General features: G+C 70.1%; 21 protein-coding genes and 1 tRNA gene. 9 read left to right on the top strand and 13 right to left on the bottom strand.

The genetic code is table 11. The features are described 5' to 3' along the window. The first annotated feature begins 126 nt into the window (after positions 1-126). Positions 127-636, top strand: a complete 510-nt coding sequence (locus tag AC3WSN_RS18265; RefSeq protein ID WP_373622806.1) for a cupin domain-containing protein — start codon at positions 127-129, stop codon at positions 634-636. Positions 637-696: 60 nt separating this feature from the next. On the opposite strand, the gene AC3WSN_RS18260 is transcribed toward AC3WSN_RS18265, so the two are convergent. Next, a complete protein-coding gene (locus tag AC3WSN_RS18260) occupies positions 697-1,962 on the bottom strand; it encodes an FAD-dependent monooxygenase (RefSeq protein WP_492539845.1) in 1,266 nt (421 codons plus the stop codon). Between the two features lie 101 nt (positions 1,963-2,063). On the opposite strand from AC3WSN_RS18260, the gene tesB reads away from it, so the two are divergent. The 3 genes from tesB to AC3WSN_RS18245 all read left to right on the top strand — a co-directional run bounded on the left by tesB (position 2,064) and on the right by AC3WSN_RS18245 (position 5,197). Next, positions 2,064-2,963, top strand: a complete 900-nt coding sequence (tesB, locus tag AC3WSN_RS18255; protein WP_492539843.1) for an acyl-CoA thioesterase II — start codon at positions 2,064-2,066, stop codon at positions 2,961-2,963. A 300-nt stretch (positions 2,964-3,263) separates the two neighbouring features. Next, complete coding sequence (locus AC3WSN_RS18250; RefSeq protein WP_010683623.1) at positions 3,264-3,602, top strand: P-II family nitrogen regulator; 339 nt, start codon at positions 3,264-3,266, stop codon at positions 3,600-3,602. A gap of 95 nt (positions 3,603-3,697) precedes the next feature. Continuing rightward, the gene (locus AC3WSN_RS18245) at positions 3,698-5,197 is read left to right on the top strand and encodes an ammonium transporter (protein ID WP_091778367.1); all 1,500 of its coding nucleotides are present in this window, start codon (positions 3,698-3,700) and stop codon (positions 5,195-5,197) included. 148 nt (positions 5,198-5,345) lie between these two features. Here AC3WSN_RS18245 and AC3WSN_RS18240 read toward each other — a convergent pair whose 3' ends face one another. Then, the gene (locus tag AC3WSN_RS18240) at positions 5,346-6,515 is read right to left on the bottom strand and encodes a phosphoserine transaminase (RefSeq protein WP_492539840.1); all 1,170 of its coding nucleotides are present in this window, start codon (positions 6,513-6,515) and stop codon (positions 5,346-5,348) included. Between the two features lie 214 nt (positions 6,516-6,729). On the opposite strand from AC3WSN_RS18240, the gene AC3WSN_RS18235 reads away from it, so the two are divergent. After that, positions 6,730-6,909, top strand: a complete 180-nt coding sequence (locus AC3WSN_RS18235; RefSeq protein ID WP_192707907.1) for a hypothetical protein — start codon at positions 6,730-6,732, stop codon at positions 6,907-6,909. On the opposite strand, the gene trmD is transcribed toward AC3WSN_RS18235, so the two are convergent. After that, positions 6,910-7,626 carry a tRNA (guanosine(37)-N1)-methyltransferase TrmD gene (gene trmD / locus AC3WSN_RS18230; protein WP_492539838.1) on the bottom strand — a complete coding sequence of 239 codons (717 nt, stop codon included), beginning with the start codon at positions 7,624-7,626 and terminating at the stop codon, positions 6,910-6,912. Positions 7,627-7,701: 75 nt separating this feature from the next. On the opposite strand from trmD, the gene AC3WSN_RS18225 reads away from it, so the two are divergent. Further along, positions 7,702-8,433, top strand: a complete 732-nt coding sequence (locus AC3WSN_RS18225; protein ID WP_492543150.1) for a class I SAM-dependent methyltransferase — start codon at positions 7,702-7,704, stop codon at positions 8,431-8,433. A gap of 126 nt (positions 8,434-8,559) precedes the next feature. Here AC3WSN_RS18225 and AC3WSN_RS18220 read toward each other — a convergent pair whose 3' ends face one another. Continuing rightward, complete coding sequence (locus AC3WSN_RS18220) at positions 8,560-10,086, bottom strand: Do family serine endopeptidase (protein WP_492539836.1); 1,527 nt, start codon at positions 10,084-10,086, stop codon at positions 8,560-8,562. A gap of 285 nt (positions 10,087-10,371) precedes the next feature. On the opposite strand from AC3WSN_RS18220, the gene AC3WSN_RS18215 reads away from it, so the two are divergent. Next, a complete protein-coding gene (locus tag AC3WSN_RS18215; protein WP_492539834.1) occupies positions 10,372-10,737 on the top strand; it encodes a hypothetical protein in 366 nt (121 codons plus the stop codon). A gap of 3 nt (positions 10,738-10,740) precedes the next feature. Here AC3WSN_RS18215 and AC3WSN_RS18210 read toward each other — a convergent pair whose 3' ends face one another. The 5 genes from AC3WSN_RS18210 to AC3WSN_RS18190 all read right to left on the bottom strand — a co-directional run bounded on the left by AC3WSN_RS18210 (position 10,741) and on the right by AC3WSN_RS18190 (position 19,575). Next, positions 10,741-13,458, bottom strand: coding sequence for a valine--tRNA ligase (locus AC3WSN_RS18210; RefSeq protein WP_492539832.1), 2,718 nt, complete (start codon positions 13,456-13,458; stop codon positions 10,741-10,743). Positions 13,459-13,789: 331 nt separating this feature from the next. Further along, positions 13,790-14,371 carry a PopZ family protein gene (locus tag AC3WSN_RS18205; protein WP_492539830.1) on the bottom strand — a complete coding sequence of 194 codons (582 nt, stop codon included), beginning with the start codon at positions 14,369-14,371 and terminating at the stop codon, positions 13,790-13,792. A 122-nt stretch (positions 14,372-14,493) separates the two neighbouring features. Next, positions 14,494-16,116 (bottom strand): TolC family outer membrane protein, encoded by a 1,623-nt coding sequence (locus AC3WSN_RS18200; protein ID WP_192707912.1) that lies wholly within the window; start codon positions 16,114-16,116, stop codon positions 14,494-14,496. A gap of 415 nt (positions 16,117-16,531) precedes the next feature. After that, on the bottom strand, positions 16,532-17,338 hold the full coding sequence (locus AC3WSN_RS18195; protein WP_492539827.1) for a collagen-like protein: 807 nt from the start codon (positions 17,336-17,338) through the stop codon (positions 16,532-16,534). Between the two features lie 284 nt (positions 17,339-17,622). Continuing rightward, on the bottom strand, positions 17,623-19,575 hold the full coding sequence (locus tag AC3WSN_RS18190; RefSeq protein WP_492539825.1) for a putative bifunctional diguanylate cyclase/phosphodiesterase: 1,953 nt from the start codon (positions 19,573-19,575) through the stop codon (positions 17,623-17,625). Positions 19,576-19,843: 268 nt separating this feature from the next. Between AC3WSN_RS18190 and AC3WSN_RS18185 the strand changes: the two genes are divergently transcribed. Both AC3WSN_RS18185 and AC3WSN_RS18180 read left to right on the top strand, forming a co-directional pair. Further along, complete coding sequence (locus AC3WSN_RS18185) at positions 19,844-20,911, top strand: spore photoproduct lyase family protein (protein ID WP_492539823.1); 1,068 nt, start codon at positions 19,844-19,846, stop codon at positions 20,909-20,911. A gap of 50 nt (positions 20,912-20,961) precedes the next feature. Further along, positions 20,962-21,420, top strand: coding sequence for a nucleoside deaminase (locus AC3WSN_RS18180; protein WP_192707915.1), 459 nt, complete (start codon positions 20,962-20,964; stop codon positions 21,418-21,420). A gap of 4 nt (positions 21,421-21,424) precedes the next feature. Here AC3WSN_RS18180 and AC3WSN_RS18175 read toward each other — a convergent pair whose 3' ends face one another. From AC3WSN_RS18175 to AC3WSN_RS18160, 4 genes are all read right to left on the bottom strand, one after another. Then, the gene (locus AC3WSN_RS18175; RefSeq protein WP_492539821.1) at positions 21,425-21,748 is read right to left on the bottom strand and encodes an ETC complex I subunit; all 324 of its coding nucleotides are present in this window, start codon (positions 21,746-21,748) and stop codon (positions 21,425-21,427) included. 13 nt (positions 21,749-21,761) lie between these two features. Next, positions 21,762-21,838 (bottom strand) — tRNA-Pro (locus AC3WSN_RS18170). Between the two features lie 74 nt (positions 21,839-21,912). Then, positions 21,913-22,212, bottom strand: a complete 300-nt coding sequence (locus AC3WSN_RS18165; RefSeq protein ID WP_492539819.1) for a hypothetical protein — start codon at positions 22,210-22,212, stop codon at positions 21,913-21,915. Between the two features lie 4 nt (positions 22,213-22,216). Continuing rightward, the gene (locus AC3WSN_RS18160; protein ID WP_492539817.1) at positions 22,217-23,548 is read right to left on the bottom strand and encodes a UDP-glucose dehydrogenase family protein; all 1,332 of its coding nucleotides are present in this window, start codon (positions 23,546-23,548) and stop codon (positions 22,217-22,219) included. Positions 23,549-23,578 lie beyond the last annotated feature (30 nt).

The following is a 23,578-nucleotide window of genomic DNA, read 5'->3' as shown; positions in this document are numbered from 1 at the left end:
GAGGTGGAATTAAGGCAAACACGCAAAGATTGCATGGATGCGCCGTTTCAGGCTGTCCGGCCACTATTCGATGGGAGATGAAGCACGGACACTGCTGTCATCGTTCAAGGATGTCTTGAGCGCGGCGTGCCGGAGCTGACCGTGAAGAAGATCGCCCTCGTCGCCGTCCTCCTGCTGGCAGCCGGTGCCTATGCGGAGATCCGGCTCCACGAGCAGGGGCGTCCCGTCTCCGGGACCACGATCAAGCCCGGGATCGCCGCCTTCAGCCCTGCTCCGATCCCGGCCGACTGGGTCGTCTCAGGTAGTCCCGTCACCGAAGTGGCAGAGGTCTCGCAGACCCACGACGGGAGCGCGCATGTCTATCTCTGGCGCACCACCGCGAGCGCGTTCCGCTGGACCCACCACGCCGACGAGATCATCACCATCCTCGATGGTGACGTCTTCATCACCGGCGCGGATGGCGAGCGCCGGCATCTCACAGCGGGCGATGTGGCGCATTTCCCGATCGGGTCCGTCCAGCTCTGGGAGGTCCCCAAGAACCTCCTGAAGTCGGCGATCCTCAAGCACCAGAGCCCCACTTTGGTCGAGGCCTCGATGCGCTGGATGCGCCGGGCCCGCGCCCTCGTCGCCGGCTGAGAGCCTGAGCGGGTCTGCCCGCAGCCGTCGTGGTGCGATGATGCGCTGATCCGGGAAGCCCTACAGCGCCTCCCCCCGCATCAGCCGCGGCCGCGACCCCCGCGAGGCGGCCGCCTCGCCGATGAAGAAGCGCTTGAGGCCGGGCAGCCGGTCCACGATCCCGAGGCCCAGGTCGCGGGCGAGCCGGAGCGGCAGTGCGTCGTTCGAGAACAGACGGTTCAGCCCGTCCGTCGCCGCCGCCATGGCGAAGCTGTCGAACCGGCGCGCACGCTCGTAGGCGCGCAGGACGTCCGGGCTGCCCGGGTCGAGGCCGAGGCGCAGCGCGCCCGTCATCGCCTCGGCCAAGGCTGCCGCGTCGGCGAGGCCGAGATTGAGGCCCTGGCCGGCGATCGGGTGGATGACGTGGGCGGCATCCCCCAGCAGGGCGAGCCGCTCGGCGCGGAACGCCCGGGCGATGCCGAAGGCCAGCGGGTGCCGGCTCGGGCCATGTTCCAGCGCGAGGGCGCCGAGGTCCAGGGTGAACCGGCGCTCGATCTCGGCCAGCACCTCGTCGGGCGCCCCGGAGAGCAGGGCCTCGGCCGTGTCCGACCGCTCGGTCCAGACGATGGAGGAGCGATGGCCCAGGGCGCCGCCGTCGCGCAGCGGCAGGATCGCGAAGGGGCCGGCAGGCAGGAAATGCTCGAAGGCGCGGCCCGCATGCGGCCGGGCATGGCCGATGGTCGCCACGATCCCGACCTGCGGGTAGGACCAGCCGACCCAGCCGATCCGTGCGGCCTCGCGCAGGCGCGAGCGCGCGCCATCGGCGGCCACCAGCAGGTCGCCGCGCAGGCTGTCGCCGGTCGTCAGCACCGCGCGGATCGTGGCGCCCTCCGGCGCGGCCCGCACCACACCCGCCGTCACGAAGGACACGCCCGCCGCCCGGCAGGCCTCCACCAGCGCCGCAGCCAGGGGTTCGGCCTCGACCATGTGGGCGAAGGGTTCGTCGGCCGCGCGGGGCTCCTCGTCCTCGCGCCCGAAGGTGAGGAAGACGGGCCGGACCGGATCGGCGAGACGGCTGTCACTGATCACCATCTCGGTGATCGGCTCGGACGCCTCCGCGACGCGGGGCCACAGACCGAGCTGCCCCAGCATCCGGCGCCCGCCGGCCGCGACGGCGTAGGCGCGGCCGCGGTGCCGCGCGGGATCCGCGGCGCCCGGGTCGATCACCGTCACGGCGAGCGCCGGGCCGTGGGCCTGCTTGAGGGCCAGCGCCAAGGCGAGGCTCGGCAGGCCGCCGCCGGCGATCAGGAGGCTGCGGCTGCCGGGGCGGGGCATCTCGGCCGTCATGTGGCAGATCTCCGGTGTGTCGCGCGCGTGCGGGACGCGTGGATTGGTTCGTCCGAAAAGCCTATGTCGCACGCGGGCAACGAACGGAAACCCCGCGGGCCATGACCGACGCCAATACCGACGCGATGACGGACGCCGTCGCCGAGCTGATCGCCATCCTCGACCTGGAGCGGCTGGAGGTCGATCTCTTCCGGGGTCAGAACCCCAAGACGGGCTGGCGCCGGGTCTTCGGCGGTCAGGTCGTCGCACAGGCCCTGGTCGCCGCGACCCGGACGGTGCCGGACGACCGCCCGGCCCACTCGCTGCACGCGTATTTTATGCTCCCGGGCGATCCCCGGACCCCCATCGACTACGAGGTCGAGCGTATCCGGGACGGCCGGAGCTTCACCACGCGCCGGGTCAAGGCGATCCAGCACGGGCGTGCGATCTTCGCCACGACGGTCTCCTACCAGGTCGCCGAGGAGGGCCTCACGCACCAGCCCGCGATGCCGGCGGTGGCGGGGCCGGAGGGTCTCCTCGACGGCAAGGCGCTGGCGGAGGCGGGCGGGACCGGCATGCCGGAGGCCATCGCCGCCTATTTCGGCCGCGAGCGCCCGATCGACCTGCGCCCGGTCGACCTCAACCGCTACATCCCCGCTCACGCGGGCGGACGGCCTCCCGAGCCCGTCTTCAATGTCTGGCTGCGCGCAGCCTCGGCGCTTCCGGACGATCCGGCCCTGCACCGGGCGGTGCTGGCCTACGCCTCCGACATGACCCTGCTCGACGTCTCGCTGATCCCGCACGGGCGCTCGGTGTTCGACCCCGCCATCCAGGCGGCGAGCCTCGACCACGCGCTCTGGTTCCACCGACCCGTGAAGATCGACGAGTGGCTCCTCTACGCGCAGGACAGCCCGGTTGCCGGGGGCGCCCGCGGCTTCGCCCGCGGGCAGATCTTCGACCGGGCCGGCAACCTCGTGGCCTCGGTCGCGCAGGAGGGACTCGTCCGCCGAATCGGGGATTAAAACACGTTCTGACGCGTGTGTTGCTGGCCTGCAACGCGGTCCGGTGCATCGATCTGGGCAGTTTGCCCATCGACTGAGCGGCATCTCCCGCCACGTTGCCTCGGATCTGACCGTTGCGGGCTAATCCGTGGGCAGAAGCGCGATCCGGGAAAATGTTCCCGGTCCAGCCTCTCTGGCATAGTCCTTGAATAGCGGCCTTCGACCGCTGGCCATCCCGAGCCTGCGGACGATCCGGGCCGGGTCGTCCTGCAAGTCGGGCGACGGCAACGGTTCCCAAGGATTGCGAAGGGGGCGTCGCCCATGAAAATCGTGATGGCCATCATCAAGCCGTTCAAGCTCGAGGAGGTCCGCGATGCGCTGACCGGTATCGGCGTGCACGGCCTGACGGTGACGGAGGTGAAGGGTTACGGCCGGCAGAAGGGCCATACCGAGATCTACCGCGGCGCCGAGTACGCGGTGAGCTTCCTGCCCAAGCTGAAGATCGAGGTTGCCGTCGCCTCCGACCTGACGTCGAGCGTGATCGACGCCATCGCGGGCGCGGCCCGGACCGGCCAGATCGGTGACGGCAAGATCTTCGTGATGCCGCTGGAGAAGGCGGTGCGCATCCGGACCGGCGAGACCGACGCCGACGCCCTCTGACCGGACGCCGTCCGAGTCCACGCCCGGCGCGCCGGGCCCGCAGAGCTTCATGCCTTTCTGACACAACGCGAATTCCGACCGGGAGCCACGTGCCCATGAAACTTCGTCATGCCCTCATGCTCGGCTTGGGAGGGGCGGCGATCGCCGCCCTCCTGATCGAGCCGTCTCTCGCGCAGACGCCGACGCCGGAGGCGGCCTCGCCGCCGCCGTCCCCGATCCCCAACAAGGGCGACACGGCCTGGATGATGATCTCGTCGGCCCTGGTGCTGATGATGTCGGTCCCGGGCCTCGCGCTGTTCTACGGCGGCCTCGTCCGCACCAAGAACATGCTGTCGGTGCTGACCCAGGTCTTCGCGATCGTGTCGATCGTCGGCCTGCTCTGGGTGTTCTACGGCTACAGCCTCGCCTTCACCAACGGCGGCGGCCTCAACGACTTCGTCGGCGGATTCTCGAAGGCCTTCCTGAAGGGCATCGACGCCAACTCCACCGTGGCGACCTTCTCGAACGGCGTCGTGATCCCCGAATACGCCTATCTGTGCTTCCAGATGACGTTCGCGATGATCACCCCCGCGCTGATCGTCGGCGCCTTCGCCGAGCGGATGAAGTTCTCGGCTCTGGTGGTGTTCACGATCCTCTGGGTCACGGTCATCTACTTCCCGATGGCCCACATGGTCTGGTACTGGGGCGGCCCGGACGCCGTCGGCAATGCCGCCAAGGCGCTGGCCGCCGCCACCGACGACGCCTCGAAGGCGACCGCCCAGGCGGCGCTGGACGCGGTCAACAAGGATGCCGGCTTCCTCTTTCAGAAGGGCGCCCTCGACTTCGCCGGCGGCACCGTGGTCCATATCAACGCGGGCATCGCCGGCTTCGTCGGCTGCCTGATCATGGGCAAGCGCATCGGCTACGGCCGCGACCTGCTCGCCCCGCACTCCCTGACCATGACGATGATCGGCGCCTCGCTGCTGTGGGTCGGCTGGTTCGGCTTCAACGCCGGCTCGAACCTCGAGTCCAACGGCACCGCCGCCCTCGCCATGCTCAACACCTTCGTGGCGACCTGCGGGGCCGCGGTGGCGTGGCTGTTCGCCGAGTGGGCTCTCAAGGGCAAGCCGTCGCTGCTCGGCATGCTGTCGGGCGCGGTCGCCGGCCTCGTCGCCGTCACCCCGGCCTCCGGCTTCGCCGGCCCGATGGGCTCGATCGTGCTCGGCCTCGTCGCCGGCGTGGTCTGCTTCGTGATGTGCTCCACCGTGAAGAACGCGCTGGGCTACGACGACTCGCTGGACGTGTTCGGCGTCCACTGCATCGGCGGCATCCTGGGCGCGCTGGCGACCGGCATCCTGGTCGACCCGAACCTCGGCGGTGTCGGCATCCCCGACTACACCTCGAAGCCAGGCGAGCTGGCGGTCGGTGCCTACGACATGATGAGCCAGCTCATCATCCAGGCGGAGGCGGTCGGCCTGACGCTCCTGTGGTCGGGCATCGGCTCGGCGATCCTCTACAAGCTCGTCGATGTAACGATCGGCCTGCGGGTGACGCAGGAGGAGGAGCGCGAGGGTCTCGACATCGCCGATCACGGCGAGCGCGCCTACAATTACTGAGACGGGCGGCGCGGCCCCGCGGGGCCGCGTCCATGCAAAAGAAAACCCCGGCTCCGAAAGGGCCGGGGTTTTTACGTCAGGCCGTCATCGCTTTGCTCCGCTCGCGATGACGATACGGGGTGGCGACCGGGCATCGCCCGCAAAGCGTTTACGCCGCCTGCGTCAGCGCCGCCTTCTCCTCGGCAAAAGCCCAGTCGAGCCAGGGCGTCAGCGCTTCCAGATCCGAGGTCTCGACCGTGGCGCCGCACCAGATCCGAAGGCCCGCCGGGGCGTCGCGGTAGGCGCCGATGTCGAGGGCCACACCCTCTCGCTCGAGGCGCTCGACAATCCCCGCCGCGAAGGCCGAGACCGCCGCGTCGCCCCGGGCGAGCACGTCCGGATCGGCGACCACGAGGCAGACGCCGGTGTTCGAGTAGGTGGCGGGATCGACCGCGAGGGGCGCGATCCAGGGCGTGCGCGCGACCCAGTCGTAGATCACCTTGGCATTCGCATCCGCCCGCGCGTGGAGCGCCGGCAGGCCGCCGATCCGCTCGGCCCAGCCCAGCGTGTCGAGGTAATCCTCCACCGCCAACATGGAGGGCGTGTTGATCGTGTCGCCCTTGAAGATGCCCTCGATCAGCGTGCCGTCCTTGGTGAGGCGGAAGACCTTCGGCAGCGGCCAGGGCGGCGTGTGGCTCTCCAGCCGCGCCACGGCGCGTGGCGAGAGGATCAGCATGCCGTGCGCCGCTTCGCCGCCCATCACCTTCTGCCAGGAGAAGGTCACGACATCGAGCTTGTCCCAGGGCAGGGGCTGCGCGAAAGCGGCCGAGGTGGCGTCGCAGATCGTCAGACCCGCGCGGTCCGCCGCGATCCAATCGCCGTTCGGCACCTTCACGCCGGCCGCTGTCCCGTTCCAGGTGAAGACCACGTCGCTGTTCTTGGTGTCGATCGCCCCGAGGTCCGGCAGGGTTCCGTAGGGCGTCTGGTGGATGCGGGGCGCGATCTTGAGCTGCTTGAGCGCGTCCGTGACCCACTCCTTGCCGAACGCCTCCCAAGCGGCGACCTCGACGGGCTTCGGCCCCAGCATCGTCCACATCGCCATCTCGACGGCGCCGGTATCGGAGGCGGGCACGATGCCAATCCGATAATCGGCGGGCACCTGCAGGACCGTCCGCGTCAGGTCGATCGCCCGGCCGAGCTTGGCCTTGCCGATCGGGGAGCGGTGCGACCGACCCAGAGCGGCATCGACCAGGGCGGCCGGGGTCCAGCCCGGACGCTTGGCGCAGGGGCCGGAGGAGAAATGGGGCACGCGCGGTCGCTGCGCGGGGCGGCTGGTCATGACGAATCCATCCTTGCAGAGGGGCGCGCCTCGGCGGGGAAGCGTTCCCGATCCCGCGCATGCGCCGAAACCGGCCGGCTTGCAAGCGCCTGTCCGGCAAGCAGTCTTCGCCGTCTGGCCCCCCCCGGGACAGCCTGCTCGGGGCGGCGGAACCGTCGATTAATCCTGGGCCGTTAGCCTTAATGCTGTGCCGCGTTGCGTTTGAGGTACGCTGATGTCTATCCACAGCGCCGCGATATTGGCGGTCTGGTCTGTTCTGCTTGTGGTTATTGGGGCCTTAACGGCCCATGTCGCGCTCCCGAGCCGCCTCCGGCGGCCCATGGCGCAGCCGCTGCGCCTCGACCCGATGGATTACGAGAGCGACGGCCCGGTGATCGACCTGGAGGCGGCCTGATCAGGACCGGGTGCGGGTGCCTGACCCAGGCAGATCCGGGCGGCGTTCGGCCGTGATGCGCTCGGCCTCTGCCCGCCGCCAGCGGGCGATGGCCGCGTGATTGCCGCCGGAGAGCACATCGGGGATCGCGCGACCCTCCCAGTCGCGCGGCCGCGTGTAGTGCGGGTATTCGAGGAGACCGCCCTCGAAGCTTTCTTCGTCGCCCGACTCGCTCTTGCCCATCACGCCGGGCAGCAGCCGCACGCAGGCATCGAGCACCACCAGGGCGGCGATCTCGCCGCCGGAGAGCACGTAGTCGCCAATCGAGACCTCCTCCAGGCCGCGCCCGGCGATCACCCGCTCGTCGACCCCCTCGAAGCGTCCGCAGACGATCAGCGCCCCCGGACCTGCGGCGAGCGCCCGCACCCGCGCCTGGGTGAGCGGCCGTCCGCGCGGCGACATCAGCAGGCGCGGGCGCGGATCGTCCGTCCCGGTCGCGGCGTCGATGGCGGCGCCGAGCACGTCACAGCGCAGCACCATTCCAGCGCCACCGCCCGCCGGCGTGTCGTCCACGGAGCGATGGCGGCCGAGGCCGTGCTCGCGAATGTTGCGCGCCTCCAGGCTCCAGTCGCCCCGCGCCAGAGCGTCGCCCGAGAGCGACACGCCGAGCGGGCCCGGGAACATCTCCGGGTAGAGGGTCAGGATCGTGGCCCGCCAGGGCGTGTCCGCGCGCGTCATGGCGCTTGATGGCGCGCAGGGTGCGGCACGGTCAACGTCCGCGGCACCACCGAGGCGCTCCGCGTGTTGTCGGCCATGATCCGCACCTCGGCCCTCCGCTTGGCCCTCCTCTCCGTCGCCCTGACCGGTCCGGCGCTCGCCGCCGAGCCGCTGGCACCCGCCGGGGCACCCGCGAGCGCCTTCCGCAAGCCCGACCGGCCCGTGGCCGAGATCGTCGCACCGCGCTGGTCCTCGGAGGCAGAGCGCGACAAGGCCGGCGAGTTCGCCGAGGTCGCCAAGGGCATGGGCATCGCGCCCGGCCAGACCGTGGCCGATATCGGCGCCGGCAGCGGCTACTACGTGGTCCGCCTGAGCCCGCTTGTCGGTCCAGGCGGCCGGGTGCTGGCCGAGGACGTGACCCCGGATTACCTGGCAGCCTTGGAAAAGCGCGTGCGTGGCCTCGGCAACGTCACCGTGGTGCGGGGCGAGCCGCATGATCCGCGCCTGCCCCCGGAATCCGTGGACGCGGCGATCCTCGTGCACATGTACCACGAGATCACCCAGCCCTTCGGCCTGCTGTACAACCTCGCTCCGGCGATGCGTCCGGGCGGGCGCGTCGGCATCGTTGACGCGGACGACATTCCCTCCCGGCACGGCACCCCGCCGGCCCTCCTGCGCTGCGAGCTGGCCGCGGCCGGCTACCGGGAGACCGGCTTCCAGCCCTTGAAGGGCGGCGCCTATCTCGCCGTCTTCGCGGCACCCGCACCGGACGCGCGCCCGAAGCCGGACTCGATACGCCCCTGCCGGGACGCCGCGACCGCGCGATAGCGTCTCTCCGGCGTCGCGCTGCAAACCCGGACCGACGAAAACGGCGCCGGCCTGCTCGGCCGGCGCCAGTCGGAGGTCACCACGAGACGGCGCGGGGGAGGGCCCCCGCGCCGGGACAGACCGGCCTCAGCCGGCGTTCTTGCTGAGCGAGACCGCGACGAACCGGGTCTGCCCCTTGCCGCTCTTCACCCGCATCAGCACGGCCTTGCGCCCGCTGGATTCCGCCGCCCGGATCTGCGCGGCCACGTCCGCCGGACGGGACACGCTCTGGCCGCCGACGTCGAGGATCACGTCGCCGGTCTCGATGCCCTTGGCGGCCGCCGGCCCGTCCGGATCGACCTGCACCACCGCGACGCCCTGGTCGGAAAGGCCGACCTCGCCGGCCGGCGCGAGCTGGAGACCGAGCCGGGGCTGGCCGTTACCGGTATCGTCATCGCGACTCGCGACCTTGGTGCCGTCGGTCGGCATGGTGCCCAGCGTCACCGTGGCGACATCCGACTTGCCGCCGCGCAGGTAGCTGAGCTCGACCTTGGCGCCGGGCTTCATGCCGGCGATCTTGCGCGACAGCTCGCGGGCGCTGTCCACCCCGTCGCCGTTGACCTTCTCGATCACGTCGCCCGACTTGAGGCCGGCCTTCGCCGCCGGGGTTCCGCTCTCGGCGTGGTCGACCAGGGCGCCCTTGGCCTTGTCGAGGCCGAGACCCTCGGCGATGTCCTGCGTCACCGGCTGGATCTGGACGCCGAGATAGCCGCGGGCGACCTTGCCGTCGGTGCGGAGCTGCTCGACCACCGCCTGCACGGTCTCGGCCGGGATCGCGAAGGCGAGGCCGACGCTGCCGCCCGACGGAGACGCGATCGCGGTGTTCACGCCGACCACCTCGCCGTTGACGTTGAAGGTCGGGCCGCCGGAATTGCCCTTGTTGATCGGGGCGTCGATCTGCAGGAAGTCGTCGTAGGGGCCGGCGCCGATGTCGCGGCCGCGGGCCGAGACGATGCCGGCGGTGACGGTGCCGCCGAGGCCGAACGGGTTGCCGATCGCCACGACCCAATCGCCGACCTGCGGCGCGGTCTTGCCGAACTGCACGTAGGGAAAGTTCGAGCCCTCGTTGATCTTCAGCAGCGCGACGTCGGTCTTCGAATCCTTGCCGATGACCTTCGCGTCGAGCGTCCGGCCGTCGTCCAGGGTCACCTGCACGGTCTTGGCATGGTCGACCACGTGGTTGTTGGTCACCACGTAGCCGTCGGCCGAGATGATGAAGCCGGAGCCGACCGCGCCGCGCGGGCCCTGGTGCTGCGGCTGCATCCCGCCCGGACCGTTTTGGCCGAAGCGCTTGAAGAACTCGCGCAGCTGCGGCGGTACGTTCTGGAGGTTGCGGCCCTGGCCCGGACCGTCATCGTCGTCGCTGCTCGCCGAATCGTCGAGCTTCACCTTCACCGAGACGACGCCCGGCTTCACCTTGTTGACGATGCCGGCGAAGGAGCCTGGCGGGTGCTCGGGGGCCTCGATCGGCGATTTCGGAAGGGCCTGCGCGTAGGCCGGGGTGGCGGACGGCAGGTAGCCGCTGCCGAGGGCGCCGCCGGCGATCAGAGCGGCGGCGGCCACGGAGGCGAGGGCGCGGCGCGAGGTGCGGCCGGAAGGACGGGTCTCGGTCATGGGGGTCTGAAACCTCTCGGGACTGATCGGGACGACGCCGGCTGGCGCGGCGGTCGATGGGATCTGTCTAGAGGGCGGCCCCTGACCCGGGCGTGGCGGTCACATTACGGTTTCGACAGGTGCGGAGGCGGCTCGCCACGACGCCGTGCGGCGTGGGAAACGCCCCTGGCTTGTGCCGCTTGTCACCGCGCTTCCTCAGGGTCGATCCATAATCCTACCGCGTTCGGCAGCGGCCGATACTTTCGGATCCGCGGGATGCCAGCGTACAGCCGGAGGGATACAATCATGGGGACGCTGTTCGCGGCCGCCGTGTTCTTCGGATCGACTGTCGGAGCGATGGCTGTCGAGTCGGACACGGATTACCGCGACTGTTTCGACGGCACACCCGCCTTCGCGGTGCCGGTCGCGCGCAGCAATACCAAGACGACCGACGGCGTCGATACGCGCCGCCACGATGCGGGTCGTGACGCCCGGACGTCAGCCAACCTGAAGCCCGGGTACTGGAATCAGGCCGGCGGGTATGTTCCGCCGGACTACACCACGCATCCACGTGTTGCGTCACAGAATGACTTCCGGAGACCCAGCGCCATGTCGTCCGGCAGTTGGGGGGCGCCGAAGGCGTTCACCGGCGCCCTCGGCACCCGCCGGTAACGCTCAGTCCCCGCTCAGACGCGCCAGCGCCTCCTCGATCTTCACGAGCCGCGCCGCCTCGCTCTCCCGGCGCTCGCGGTTCTCCTCGATGATCTCTTCCGGTGCGCGGGCGACGAAATCGGCGTTGCCGAGCTTGGCGTCGATCTTCTTGATCTCGCCCTCCGCCTTGCCCTGCTCCTTCTTCAGGCGCGCGACCTCGGCGGCGAGATCGACGACGCCTTCCAGCGGCAGGGCGGCGACGCTGCCGCGCACCAGAAGCTGAACCGAGTTCTTCGGCGGCGTGTCCGCGAAGGTGATCTCCGACAGGCGGCCGAGGCGCAGCAGCGTGTCGCGCCAGGCCTCGACCCGCGCCCGGATCTCCGGGGCGGCGCCGACCATCACGAGCGGGATCTGCGCGCCGGCCGGCACATTGGTCTCGGACCGGGCCGAGCGGATCTGGCTGACGAGATCGACCACGAAGCCGACCTCAGCCTCCGCGGCCGCATCGGCGAGGCCGCCGAGGTCCGGCCAGGACGACAGGGTCAGGAGGCCGCGCTCCGGCAGGGCGGCACCCTTGATCGCCCAGAGCTCCTCGGTGAGGAACGGCATGAACGGGTGCAGGAGCTTGGCGACCTGATCGATCAGGAACGCCACGCTCGCCTGCGTCTCGGCCCGGATCGCGGGATCGACATTCTCGCCCTGGAGCACGGGCTTGGCGAGTTCGAGGTACCAGTCGCAGAAGATGTTCCAGACGAAGCGGTACGCGGCGCCCGCCGCGTCGTTGAAGCGGAAGGCGTCCAGCGCCGCCGTCACCTCATCGACCGCGCGGGCGGCCTCGGTCAGCGCCCAGCGGTTGATCGCACCGGTGGCGGAGCGCGGGTCGAAGGCCGGATCCAGGCCGCAGCCGTTCAGCTCGGCGAAGCGGGCGGCGTTCCAGAGCTTGGTCGCGAAGTTGCGGTAGCTCTGGACGCGGTCGGTGGACAGCTTGATGTCGCGGCCCTGGACCGCCAGCGCGCAGAGGGTGAAGCGCAGGACGTCGGCGCCGACCTGATCGATCAGCTGCAGGGGATCGACGACGTTGCCCTTCGACTTCGACATCTTCGCGCCCGACGCGTCCCGCACGAGGGTGTGCAGGTAGACCGTGTCGAACGGCGCCCGGTCGGTGAGGTGCAGGCCCATCATCATCATCCGGGCGACCCAGAAGAACAGGATGTCCTTGCCGGTCACCAGGGTGTTGGTCGGGTAGAAGCGCGTCAGCTCCGGGGTCGAATCCGGCCAGCCGAGCGTCGAGAACGGCCAGAGGGCCGACGAGAACCACGTGTCGAGGACGTCCTCGTCGCGGGTCAGCGCCACGGATCGGCCGTGCTTGGCCGCAGCCGCGGCCAGCGCCTCGACCTCGCTCTCGGCGACGAAGATGCCGCCCTCTTCGTCGTACCAGACCGGGATCTGGTGGCCCCACCAGAGCTGGCGCGAGACGCACCAGGGCTCGATGTTGGTGAGCCACTGGAAGAACGTCTTCTCGTAATTCTCGGGGACGAACTTGGTCTGTCCGTCGCGCACCGCCTGCAGAGCGCGTTCGGCCAGCGGCTTGACGTTCACGTACCATTGGTCGGTCAGGTACGGCTCGATGACGACGCCCGAGCGGTCGCCGTGCGGGACCGCATGGGTGTTCGGCTCGATCATGCGGAGGCGCTCGCGCGCCTCCATCAGGGCGACGACCTCCTTGCGCGCCTGCGCCCGGTCGAGGCCGTGGAGCGCCAGGGCCTCCGGCTCGGGCGAGGTCCCGTCGAGGAAGGCCGCGTTGCCGTCGAGCAGCATCCGGCCCTCGGGATCGAGCACGTTGATCAGGCCGAGCCCGTGGCGCCGCCCGACCTCGAAGTCGTTGAAGTCGTGGGCCGGGGTGATCTTGACCGCGCCGGTGCCCTTCTCGGGATCGGAATACTCATCGGCGACGATCGGGATCAGACGGCCGACCAGCGGCAGGCGCACGCGCTTGCCGACGAGCGCCCGGTAGCGCTCGTCCTCGGGATGGACCGCGATGCCGGTATCGCCCAGCATCGTCTCGGGGCGGGTCGTCGCCACCGTGATGATCTCGCCGGTCTCACGGCCGGCCTCGTCCACGACCGGGTAGTCGAAGTGCCAGAGATGGCCCTTGGTCTCGATCTGCTGGACCTCCAGGTCCGAGATCGCGGTCTGGAATTTCGGGTCCCAGTTCACCAGCCGCTTGTCGCGGTAGATCAGGCCCTGGCGGTGCAGGTCGACGAAGGTCTTGAGCACGGCCCGGCTCAGGCCCTCGTCCATGGTGAAGCGCTCCCGCGACCAGTCGCAGGAGGCACCGAGACGCTTGAGCTGGTTGACGATGGCGCCGCCGGATTCCGCCTTCCAGGCCCAGACCTTCTCGACGAAGGCCGCGCGGCCGATCTCGCGGCGGCCGGGCTCCCGGGCCTCGGCCATGCGCCGCTCGACCACCATCTGCGTCGCGATCCCGGCGTGATCGGTCCCGGGCTGCCACAGCACGTCCTTGCCGCGCATGCGCTCGAAGCGGCAGAGCACGTCCTGCAGGGTGTTGTTGAGGGCGTGGCCCATGTGCAGCGAGCCCGTCACGTTCGGCGGCGGGATCACGATGCAGTACGGCGGGGCTCCGGCGCGCTCGGGCCGGCCGGCGCGGAAGGCGTCCGCCTCGACCCAGGCTGCGGAGATCCGCGCCTCGACGGAGGCGGGCTCGAAGGTCTTGTCCATCATCGCGGGTACGGGCGGGCGCTTGTCCAAACGGGGTCGGACCCGCTTTCGACCGTCACGCCGCTCCCGTCAACACGCGGCCCGGCCGCCCCTGGGCTCGGCGACGCGTGTGGCATCGAGGAGGTGCCGCGCTCCCGACGACGAGCCCGTCATTCCGGGACTGCGCAGCGGGGCCCGGAACCCAGACCCTCATCGGGGGCCCGTGCTTGGCGCCTCGGCGGCTCTCGATCCCGGGCTCCGCCATGCGGACCCGGGATGACGGTGGGGATGCGATTTCGGTCGGCCGATCGGCTCAGGTGCTAGCCGATCCCGCCCCGCAATCGCGGTGTGAGACTCAGCGACCGCGCGAGACCCGCTCGATCTCGGCCCGCACGAGACGCTCGACCACGGCCGGCAGGTTGTCGTCGAGCCAGGATTTCAGCATCGGCCGGAGCATCTCCTTGACGAGATCCTCCAGCGTCCGGGCGTTCTGCGTCAGCACCGTGTGGGCCAGCAGGTTGAACGCGCCGCTGACGCTGGCGTCGGTGGCCGGCGAGACGAGGGCCTCGGGCTCCGGCTCCGGCCGTGCCGCCTGGAACACCGGCTGCGGCGGCGGCGGGGGTGCCGGGGGCTCCGGGATCGGCTCCGGCTCCGGGGCCACCGGCTCGTCGAAATCGATCGCGTCGAAATCGATCATCGCCGGTTCGGGCTCCGGCGCGACGGCGCGCGGACGGACGACCGGTTCAGCGACCTCCGCGAGATCGAGGACGTCGTCGGGCTCGGGCGCCGGGGCGACCTCGGCCGGCTTGGTCGCCTGATCGTCGGCGATGATCCTCCGGATCGACGCCAGGATCTCTTCCATCGAAGGCTCGTGCGCCTTGTCGGCAGCCTTGTCCTGGAAATTCGTGTCCGGGATCTTGGGGCTTGCTGCACTCATCGGCAGGCGCACTCGGGCATGGGAGACTGGAAAGCGGCCCGAACGGGCCGGTGTTCAATCAGTATTCCATGCCATTTCGTTGCGGCAAGCGCGCCAGCACCACACTCCCCGTGGAAAAGACCTCAGCGCCCATCCGGCGTGCGCAGGCCGAACCACAGATCCTTGACCTGATCGTAGTGGACCTTGGCGCTGTAGTACTCGACCGGCAGGGCGGTGAACCGGGCCGTGAGCTGTCCGATCGCCTGAACCACCCCGTAGGAGAAGATCACGCGATCGCGCTGGGCGACGATCAGGTTCACGCGCGAGGTGAGGAGCTCCTGCTGCGCGTTGAGCACGTCGAGGGTCGTCCGCTGGCCGACGCGCGCTTCCTCGCGCACGCCGTTCAGCGCCACCTCGTTGGCCTGGACCTGGGCCTGCGCCGCGATGACCTGCGCCTTCGCGGCCTCGAGCCGGCCCCAGAAATCGACGATCTGCGCCCGGACCTGGTCGCGCGCCTGGTCGACCTGAATGCGGTTCTGGCCGACCGTCTCCTTGGCCTGGCGGATCGACGCGTAGACCTGGCCGCCCTCGTAGATCGGGATATTCACCCGCCCGCCCACGAATCCGATGAAGAAGCTCTGGTTCGGGCCGCTCTGATCGTAGCTCTGGGTCAGCGAGCCCTGCAGGCTGACGCTCGGCGCGAGCTGCCCCTCCAGTACCTTGACCTGTGCTTCGGCCGCATCGACGGCGTGGATTGCCGACACGATCTGCGGATGATCACGCAGGCCGATGGCGATGGCCGCGTCCAGACTTGGCGGGACGAACCGGTCGAGCGGCCGGCCCGGTGCCAGCTGGCGCGGCTCCACGCCGATGTTCTGCCGATAGATGCCGATGCTGGTGCGCAGGGCTGATTCGGCGGCGCTGACCTGCGAGCGCGCGCCGGCGAGGCGGGCCTCCGCCTGCGCGACGTCGGTCCGCGTGACTTCGCCCACGTTGAACCGGTCGCGGGTCTGGCGAAGCTGCTCTTCCAGAACCTCGACGTTGTTCCGATTGAGCTCCAGCGTGGCCGTGTTGCTCAGCACGTTCATGTAGGACTGAACGGCGTTGTAGAGGACCGTCAGCTCCGTGAAGCGCAGGATCTCGCGCTGGCTGTAGACGGTCGACTCGGCGCGCCGCGTCTGGTTGTCGGTCTGGAAGCCGTTGAACAGAGTCTGCGAGACGGTCAGGCCCGCGCTGGCCGGCAGATAGGTCTGCCCGACCGTCCGCCGCGACGTGATGGTCTGGGCGACCGCCTCGGTCGAGGCCGTCGATCCGATCGACTGACCGGGCTGACTGGCTGCATTCGACGTCGCGCCGGAGGTCAGGCCCGCACCGGCACCGCCGGCGCCGACCCCCGTGCTGGTCCCGAGCCCGGAGCCGAGCCCGGTCGTGGTGCCGAGGGTGGAGCCAGCCCCGGCCGTGCCCCCCAGAAGAGATCCGGCGCTGGACGTCCCCGCTGCCGTTGCCGCGGCCGTCGCCGAGCCGCCGGCCGAGGAGACGGCGCTGGCGCTGGTGGTCTGCAGGTACTGAACGCCGATCGAGGCGCCGACATTGACCTGCGGCCGGTAGCCGGACTGCGCGATCGCGACGTTCTCGTCGATCGCGCGCACGCCGGCACGGCTCGCGTTGAGGCTCGGGTTGCCCTGATAGGCCTTCGCGAGTGCGCTCTCCAACGTCTCGGCGGTGGCCGGAGCCGTTGCCAAGATCGCGAGCCCGGACGCCACCATTCCGACCCCGCGGAATGGTGGGCGACTCGCTGGCGGACGTCGTTTCACGATGAACAAGCCCTTCCGGCCTCTTCCGATCCGGATGTCTGCGACGAAAACAGCCAAGGTATGGCGTTCCGTTGGGATCCGATTAAGCCCACCCCACCGTCACGCTTAACGCAAATCGAGCGTCTTGGCTCGCGTCGGCTGCCCCATGGCCTCGGAAAGTGTGCGGTTGGGGCATTAAGGTGACAGGTCCCCGACGGGGCGCCACGCCGCCCTTTTGCGGCAGCGAGCGACCCCACGAAAACGCCTTTTCGGTGGCGATGCGCGGCGTCACAGGCTGCGCCGTGCGATGGCGGACGGGGTTGGCGCGCATTCGGATGCGCGACGCTCCGGCACCCGCACGAATCCGCAAGCGGCATCGATGCGCGGCTCAATAGCGATCCTCGGCGGGCACCCCGGCGCCCGGCTCGGCCTCGGGAGCTTCGCTCGGGCGCGCCGATTCGCGCGCCGGGCGGGGTCTCGCCGCCCGCGCCGGCGTCGGGGGCACCTTCGGCTTCGCGATCGTCCCGGGCGGTCCCATCTTTCCGGGCGGCCCCGGCGGTCCCGGCGGTCCGTGCGGCCCCGGCGGCCCTTGCGGGCCGCGGGCACCGGGCGCGCCTGCCGGACCCGCCGGGCCGATCTCGCCCGCCGGTCCGGGATCGCCGGACGGACCAGCCGGACCGACCGCGCCGACCGGGCCGGGGGCGCCTGCCGGACCCGCCGGACCCGCCGGACCGATCCCCCCGGCAGGGCCCGCCGGTCCGGGATCGCCGCGCGCACCCTCGGCCCCGGGCGGTCCGGGAGGACCCATGGCGCCCGGCTCGCCTCTGGGGCCGGCCTCTCCTCGCTCCCCGCGCGGCCCCGCCGGGCCGACGAGGCCGGCCGCCTGCGGCCCAATCTGGCCACAGCCGGCGACGACGACGCCGCGGGACTGCCGCGGGGTGCGCAGCGTCGCGATGCAAGTGGCGGGATGGTAGACGATTCGGAACTCGAAGTAGCCGCGGCTGTCTGTTCGCTGCGGAAACCCGTCGTCCAGAGTAATCTCTGTGTCGGGATCGTCGGCATACCCGATGATCCAGAGGTCCCCACCGGTAATCTTCGCGGCTTCGATGCGCATCTCGGCCTGCGCTGGGACAGGACAGGCGGCCGATGCGATCATCAGGGAATAAAGGGCGCGGCGCGTGCGCAAGGCGCGCATGACGAGTCCTGCAATCGGTCCGGCAGTCGCACTACCGTCGGGCTTGATTAAGCAGTCCCTTGCGGACGAAATGCAATGTGAAAAAAGCGCATCTCGCGGCTTATAGATACATATTCGATATTCGGCTGGGCGATTAGCCCTATTCATGATGCGAACACATCGAGGGTGTGTGCCGCACGCCCGAGGCGCGGATGGCAACGCCGCCGCGATGCCGACGGACGGGACAGGCGGCCAACCCGGCCCTCGGCCTGGTCTCGATCGGTCTCGGCGCGATCGGGCGGCGTTCAGGCCGCCTCTGTCTGTGCGATGAGCAGCGTGTTCTCCAAGGCGTGCACCGGCATCGGTCGGCCGAGGTGATAGCCTTGGAGGAACGGGCAACCCATCGCCTGCAGGATGTGGAGGTCCTCGGCCGATTCGACGCCCTCGGCGACGACCTCGAGCCCGAGCAGCCGGCCGAGTCCGAGCACGGCGAGCACCAGACCGTGCTTGTCCTCGCAGGTCCCGAGCCCGGTGACGAAGCTCCGGTCGATCTTGATCCGGTCGGCCCGGAGCTGGCGCAGGGACGAGAGCGACGAGTAGCCGATGCCGAAATCGTCCAGGGCCACCCGGATACCGGCCCGTGACAGGGCCTGCAGCTTGCCCTGGACCGCCCCGATATCGAGCGCCGTCTCCTCGGTAATCTCGATCTCCAGCATGGCGGGCGGCAGGTCGAGCAGGCTCAGCCGGCCGATGACGATCTCGTCCACCGGAACCTGCGCCATCTCCCGGGGTGAGACGTTCATCGCCACGCGGACGGTGCCCAGTCCCCGGCTGCGCAGGATCTGCATCATCGCGCAGACCTGCTCGAGGATGGCGCGGAGCAGCGATTCGGTCAGGCCGACCGACGCGGCCGCGGCGATCAGGTCCGGCGGCGCGATCCAGCCGAGCCGGGGATGCTGCCAGCGCACCAGGGCTTCCAAACCCACGAGCGTACGAGCGTCCAGGGCGTAGATCGGCTGGAACCACACCTCCAGGGCGTTCTCGGCCAGCGCCTGAGAGAGGTCGCGCTCCAAGTCGCGTCGCATCTGCAGGCGGTCGCGCAAGCCGGCATCGAAGGTGCGGAACTGGCTCTGACCGGACGCCTTCGCGGCATACAGCGCCTCGTCGGCGCAGCTCAGCATCTCCGTCAGGCTCGGCTCGGGTCCGGCATGGATGCCGATGCTGACCCCGAGTCGGCCCGCATCGAAGCCGGCAAACGGCAGGCCGACCGCCGCGATGAGGCGCTCCGCCAGCACGTCGTGGGACGTCCCGGACGCGGCGTGATCGTACAGCACCGCGAACTCGTCGCCGCCGAGGCGGGCGGCGAGGGCTGTTTCCGGCGCTGCGGCGCGCAACCGACGGGCGACCTCGATCAGCACATGGTCGCCGGCCTTGTGCCCGTAGACGTCGTTGACGAACTTGAAGCCGTCGAGGTCGAGCAGCAGCAGGCTCTGCGCGCCGGCCGCGAGCCGGTCTTCCGCCTGCTGGATAAAGCCCGCCCGGTTCAGCAGGCCGGTGAGGTCGTCGTGGGTGGCGCGCCAACGCATCTCATCGACGAGGGCGCTCGCGCTCGCATGGGCCTCGGCGCGCGAGCGCGCCAGCGCGGTGGCCTCGTTCTTGAGCCGGCTCGCTGCGCGGAACCCGGCCTCGCTGCGGAAGGCGGTGTGGGTCAGGGCGAGGAAATACAGCAGCACGCAGGCCGCCAGGCAGGTCCGGTCGAAACCCCCGGCGATGAGGAGGCAGCCGGTCACCGACAGCAGCGGGAGCAGGATGAAGCTGACCGGGATGCGGGCGAAAGCCGTCCCGTGGGTCACGGCCCCGGCCGTGACGCCGCAGGTCACGCCGAGATAGAACAGCGCCTGCGCGGAGGTGTAGCCCTCGCAGAGCAGGGGCTGGCACGCCCAGACCGAGCCGGACAGGAACGCCGCGGCGATGTTGGCGTGCAGATGCCGATCGATCGAGTGCGCGGCCGCCTCGGCCATCCGTGGCGGCATGTCGGCCGTCAGGGACAAACCGAGGCAGGGCGCACGGCAGAGCGCGATGCGCAGCAGGTTGACCCCGGTCGAGGCCGCATACCAGAGGGCTCCGGCAAAGCCGTGATCGCTTCGGTACGCGACCAGCAGGCTCGCCAGCCCGAGCAGCATGTTGACGGGGATCGCCGTCAGGACGCTGCCGCGCATGGCTTCGAGCTGGTCCCGACGGATCAGCACGTCGCGCATCCATCCCGCAGGTCCGACGCCCTCGCCGGGGCCGGATGTCTCCGGACCGGATCTCTTCTGGTCCTGAACGATCATCGCACGTCCACTGAGAGGCGCGTGAGGATCGCCAGGGAATCGTAAGATATCGTTGAAGATCGGCCGAGAAACAGAGATCTTCCTGATCTGCACCGGTCTTGCGGTTGATTGAGGCGTCAGGCCGCAAGCCATTTCAGTCCGGCTGCCGAACACCATATCGATCCACGGGCCATTTCTGGCTCCCGGACCCGTCATGGCACTGACCCGCGATCTCCTCGACATCCGGACGATCTACCACGAGCCCGCGGTCGATGCGTTTCCCGTCGGGCAGCAGATCCTCGCGCGCTATCCCGCGGCGGAGCGCATCGTGGTGCCGTCCCACTGGAACATCCCGGACCTGCACGGCAATGCCGGGTCCGTGGAGGATTGGGTTCGCATCAAGCGCTCGACGCTCGTGCTCGGCGTGAAGAAGAGCCTGACGATGCGCCCGAACGGACGCAGCGCCCATTTCATCGCGCCCTCCACCTCCAACGGCTGCGCCATGGCCTGCGCGTATTGCTACGTGCCGCGCCGCAAGGGCTTCTCGAACCCGATCTCCCTGTTCGTGAACGTCGAGCAGGCCTGCGCGGCGATCACCCGGCATGCCAAGCGGCAGGGTCCCCTGCCTGAGCCCGACGCGATCGATCCGGAGTACTGGGTCTACGACATCGGCGAGAACGGCGACCTCTCGGTCGACGCCGCCGTCAGCAGCGGCGTGCGCAGCATGGTCGAGCTGTTCCGCGCCCTGCCGAACGCGAAAGCCTCGTTCGCCACCAAGGCGGTGAATCGCGAGCTTCTGGACTACGATCCGCAAGGCAAGACGCGGATCCGCTTCTCGCTCATGCCGGCGAAGATCGCCAAGATCGTCGACGTGCGCACCGCCCCCATCCCGGAGCGGATCGCCGCCATCGATGACTTCGTCGCCGCCGGCTACGAGGTTCATGCCAATTTCTCGCCCGTGATCCTCCACGAGGGCTGGGAGGCCGATTGGCGGGCGCTGTTCGCCGAGATCGACGCAACGCTATCGGACGCCGCCAAGGCGCAGCTCAAATGCGAGATCATCATGCTGACCCACAACGCGGATCTGCACGCCGTGAACCTGGGCTGGCATCCCCGCGCCGAGGATCTGCTCTGGCGGCCGGATATCCAGGAGGCGAAGGTCTCCGAGGGCGGCGGCACGAACCTGCGCTACCGGGCCGGCTGGAAGGGCCAATGGCTCGCCCGGTTCAAGGCCCTGCTCGCCGAGACCATGCCGTACTGCACGGTGCGCTACGCGTTCTGAACTCCGGGGCCGCGCGCGGCGTTGGAGCGCCGGCGAAGGAGTTCGGATCCATGTCCACGCACGAGGCCTATATCCGCGAGGCGGTGGCGCTCGCCGAGTCGAATGTCGCGGCCGGGGGCTCACCCTACGGGGCGGTGATCGTGCGCGACGGTGCCGTGCTCGTGCGCGCGGCCAACACCGTGCACGCGACCAACGACCCGAGCGCCCATGCCGAGATGGTGGCGTTGCGCGAGGCGAGCCAGATCCTGGGCCGTCGCGACCTGTCCGATTGCGTGATGTACGCGAGCGGCCGCCCGTGCCCGATGTGCCATGCCGCGATGCGGCTCGCCGGCTTCAAGCAGGGCTATTTCGCCTTCTCGGCCGAGGAGGCCGAGCAATACGGAGCCGGCAGCGCCACGATCTACGCCGAACTGTGCCAGCCCCTCGATGCGCAGCCGATGCGGCTGAGCCAGATCCGACCGGCCGGCGACGCGCCCTATGCCGCGTGGCGGGCGCGCCGGGAAACCTGACGCGTCAGTGCGTCCAGGGCGCCGTGCGGTTGAATTTGAAGTTGTCGGAGTAGGACAGGCCCTTGCGCAGGGCCGACTTTGCCGGCTGCTCGACCCGGTAGGCGATGCCCTCGCGCTTCGCGTAGGCCACGGCCTCCTCCTCGGTGTCGAACTCCAGCCGCACCTGCTGCATCATGTCGGAGGATCCGTTCCAACCCATGAGCGGGTCGATCTCGCGCGGGCTGGTCCGGTCGAACTCTAGGATCCACTGCTTGGTCCGGGCGAGGCCCGACTGCGTGGCATCCCGAGATGGACGGAAGATCCGGGCGCTCGGCATCTGACGCGACATGCTCCTGAACGAATGGTCGGGGCGATAGGATTCGAACCTACGACCCCCTGGTCCCAAACCAGGTGCGCTACCAGACTGCGCCACACCCCGACACCCCGGCGAGGGGTTCAGATCCCTAGCGTCTCGGCCGCCGGCCCGCAAGGCGGCCGAGACCGTCCGGCGCGTCAACCGGGCCGCCGCTCCGGAGGTGGAGGCCACGACGCGACCCGATCGGGCAGACCCGGCCCTTGATTGCCGGGCAGACGCCGAACGCCCTCGAGTCCCGGCCGCACGTCCCAGCGGGCCAGCGCCATGCCGATCACGATGAGCGCGACACCGATGAGGAAGAGCCAGCCGGCCACCCCGCGCCGCAGCGCCGCGCCGGTCGGCGGGACGCCTGCGGCATCGCGCCATCCCGTCCACCGGGCGCGGCGCTGCGCCCGGGCGGTCCGCCCCTCGACGACCGTCGCGGCCGGCTCCGGCACAGTCCTACGCCTTGTCCGCCTGGGACGGGCCGGGATCGGTCCCGATGCCCCGGTACGAGAAGCCCTTCGCGCGGACATCCTGAGAGCGGTAGATGTTGCGCAGATCGACCATGACCGGCGCGTTCATGATCCGGGCGAGGCGACCGAGATCCAGCGCCCGGAAGGCGTTCCACTCGGTGACGATGACCAGGGCGTCGGCGCCCTCGGCGCAGGCATACGCATCCTCGGCGTAGGTCACCTCCGGCATCAGCGTGCGGGCGTGGGCCATGCCCTCCGGATCGTAGGCCACGATCCGCGCGCCGGCATCCTGCAGCCCGGCCACGATCGCCAGCGAGGGCGCGTCGCGCATGTCGTCGGTGTCGGGCTTGAACGTCAGCCCGAGCAGCGCCACCGTCTTGCCCCGCACCGAGCCGCCGCAGGCCTTGATCACCTTGCGGGCCATGGCGCGCTTCCTCTGGTCGTTGACCGCCACCACGGTCTCGACCAGCCGCAGCGGCGTGCCGGCATCCTGGGCGGTCTTGACCAGCGCCAGCGTGTCCTTGGGAAAGCACGAGCCGCCATAGCCCGGCCCGGCATGCAGGAACTTCGGGCCGATGCGCTTGTCGAGGCCGATGCCGCGCGCGACCTGCTGGACGTCGGCCCCGACCGCCTCGCACAGGTCGGCGACCTCGTTGATGAAGGTGATCTTGGCGGCCAGGAACGCGTTGGCGGCGTACTTGGTCAGCTCGGCGGTGCGCCGGTCGGTGACCAGGATCGGCGCCTGGTTGAGGTAGAGCGGCCGGTAGACCTCGCGCATCACCGCCTCGGCGCGGGCGTCCTGGGTGCCGACCACGATCCGGTCGGGCCGCTTGAAGTCGGCGATCGCCGCGCCCTCGCGCAGGAACTCGGGGTTCGACGCCACCGAGACCTCCGCGGCCGGGTTGGCCTCCCGGATGATCCGCTCGACCTCGTCGCCCGTCCCCACCGGCACCGTCGACTTGGTGCAGACCACCGTATAGCCGCGCAGCGCCGGGGCGATTTCCCGGGCGACCGCGTGGACGAAGCTCAGGTCGGCGAAGCCGTCGCCGCGGCGCGAGGGCGTGCCCACCGCGATGAACACCGCATCGGCGTCCGAGGCCGCGGCGGCCAGGTCGGTGGTGAAGATCAGCCGCTCCTGCCGCACGTTCTCGGCGACCAGCGCGTCGAGGCCCGGCTCGTAGATCGGCATGCGGCCGGCCTTGAGCGCGGCGATCTTGTCGGCATCCTTGTCGACGCAGACGACGCTATGGCCGAAATCCGCGAAGCACGCGCCGGAGACGAGCCCGACATAGCCTGAGCCGACGATCGTGATCTTCATCTGGATCTCCTTGGTTGAAACCGGGTCTGG

The sequence above is a fragment of the Methylobacterium sp. FW102-HT35C08 genome (genome assembly GCF_058790235.1).
Note: the sequence above shows the minus strand (reverse complement) of the source record. Positions and strands in the feature narration are given on the sequence as shown.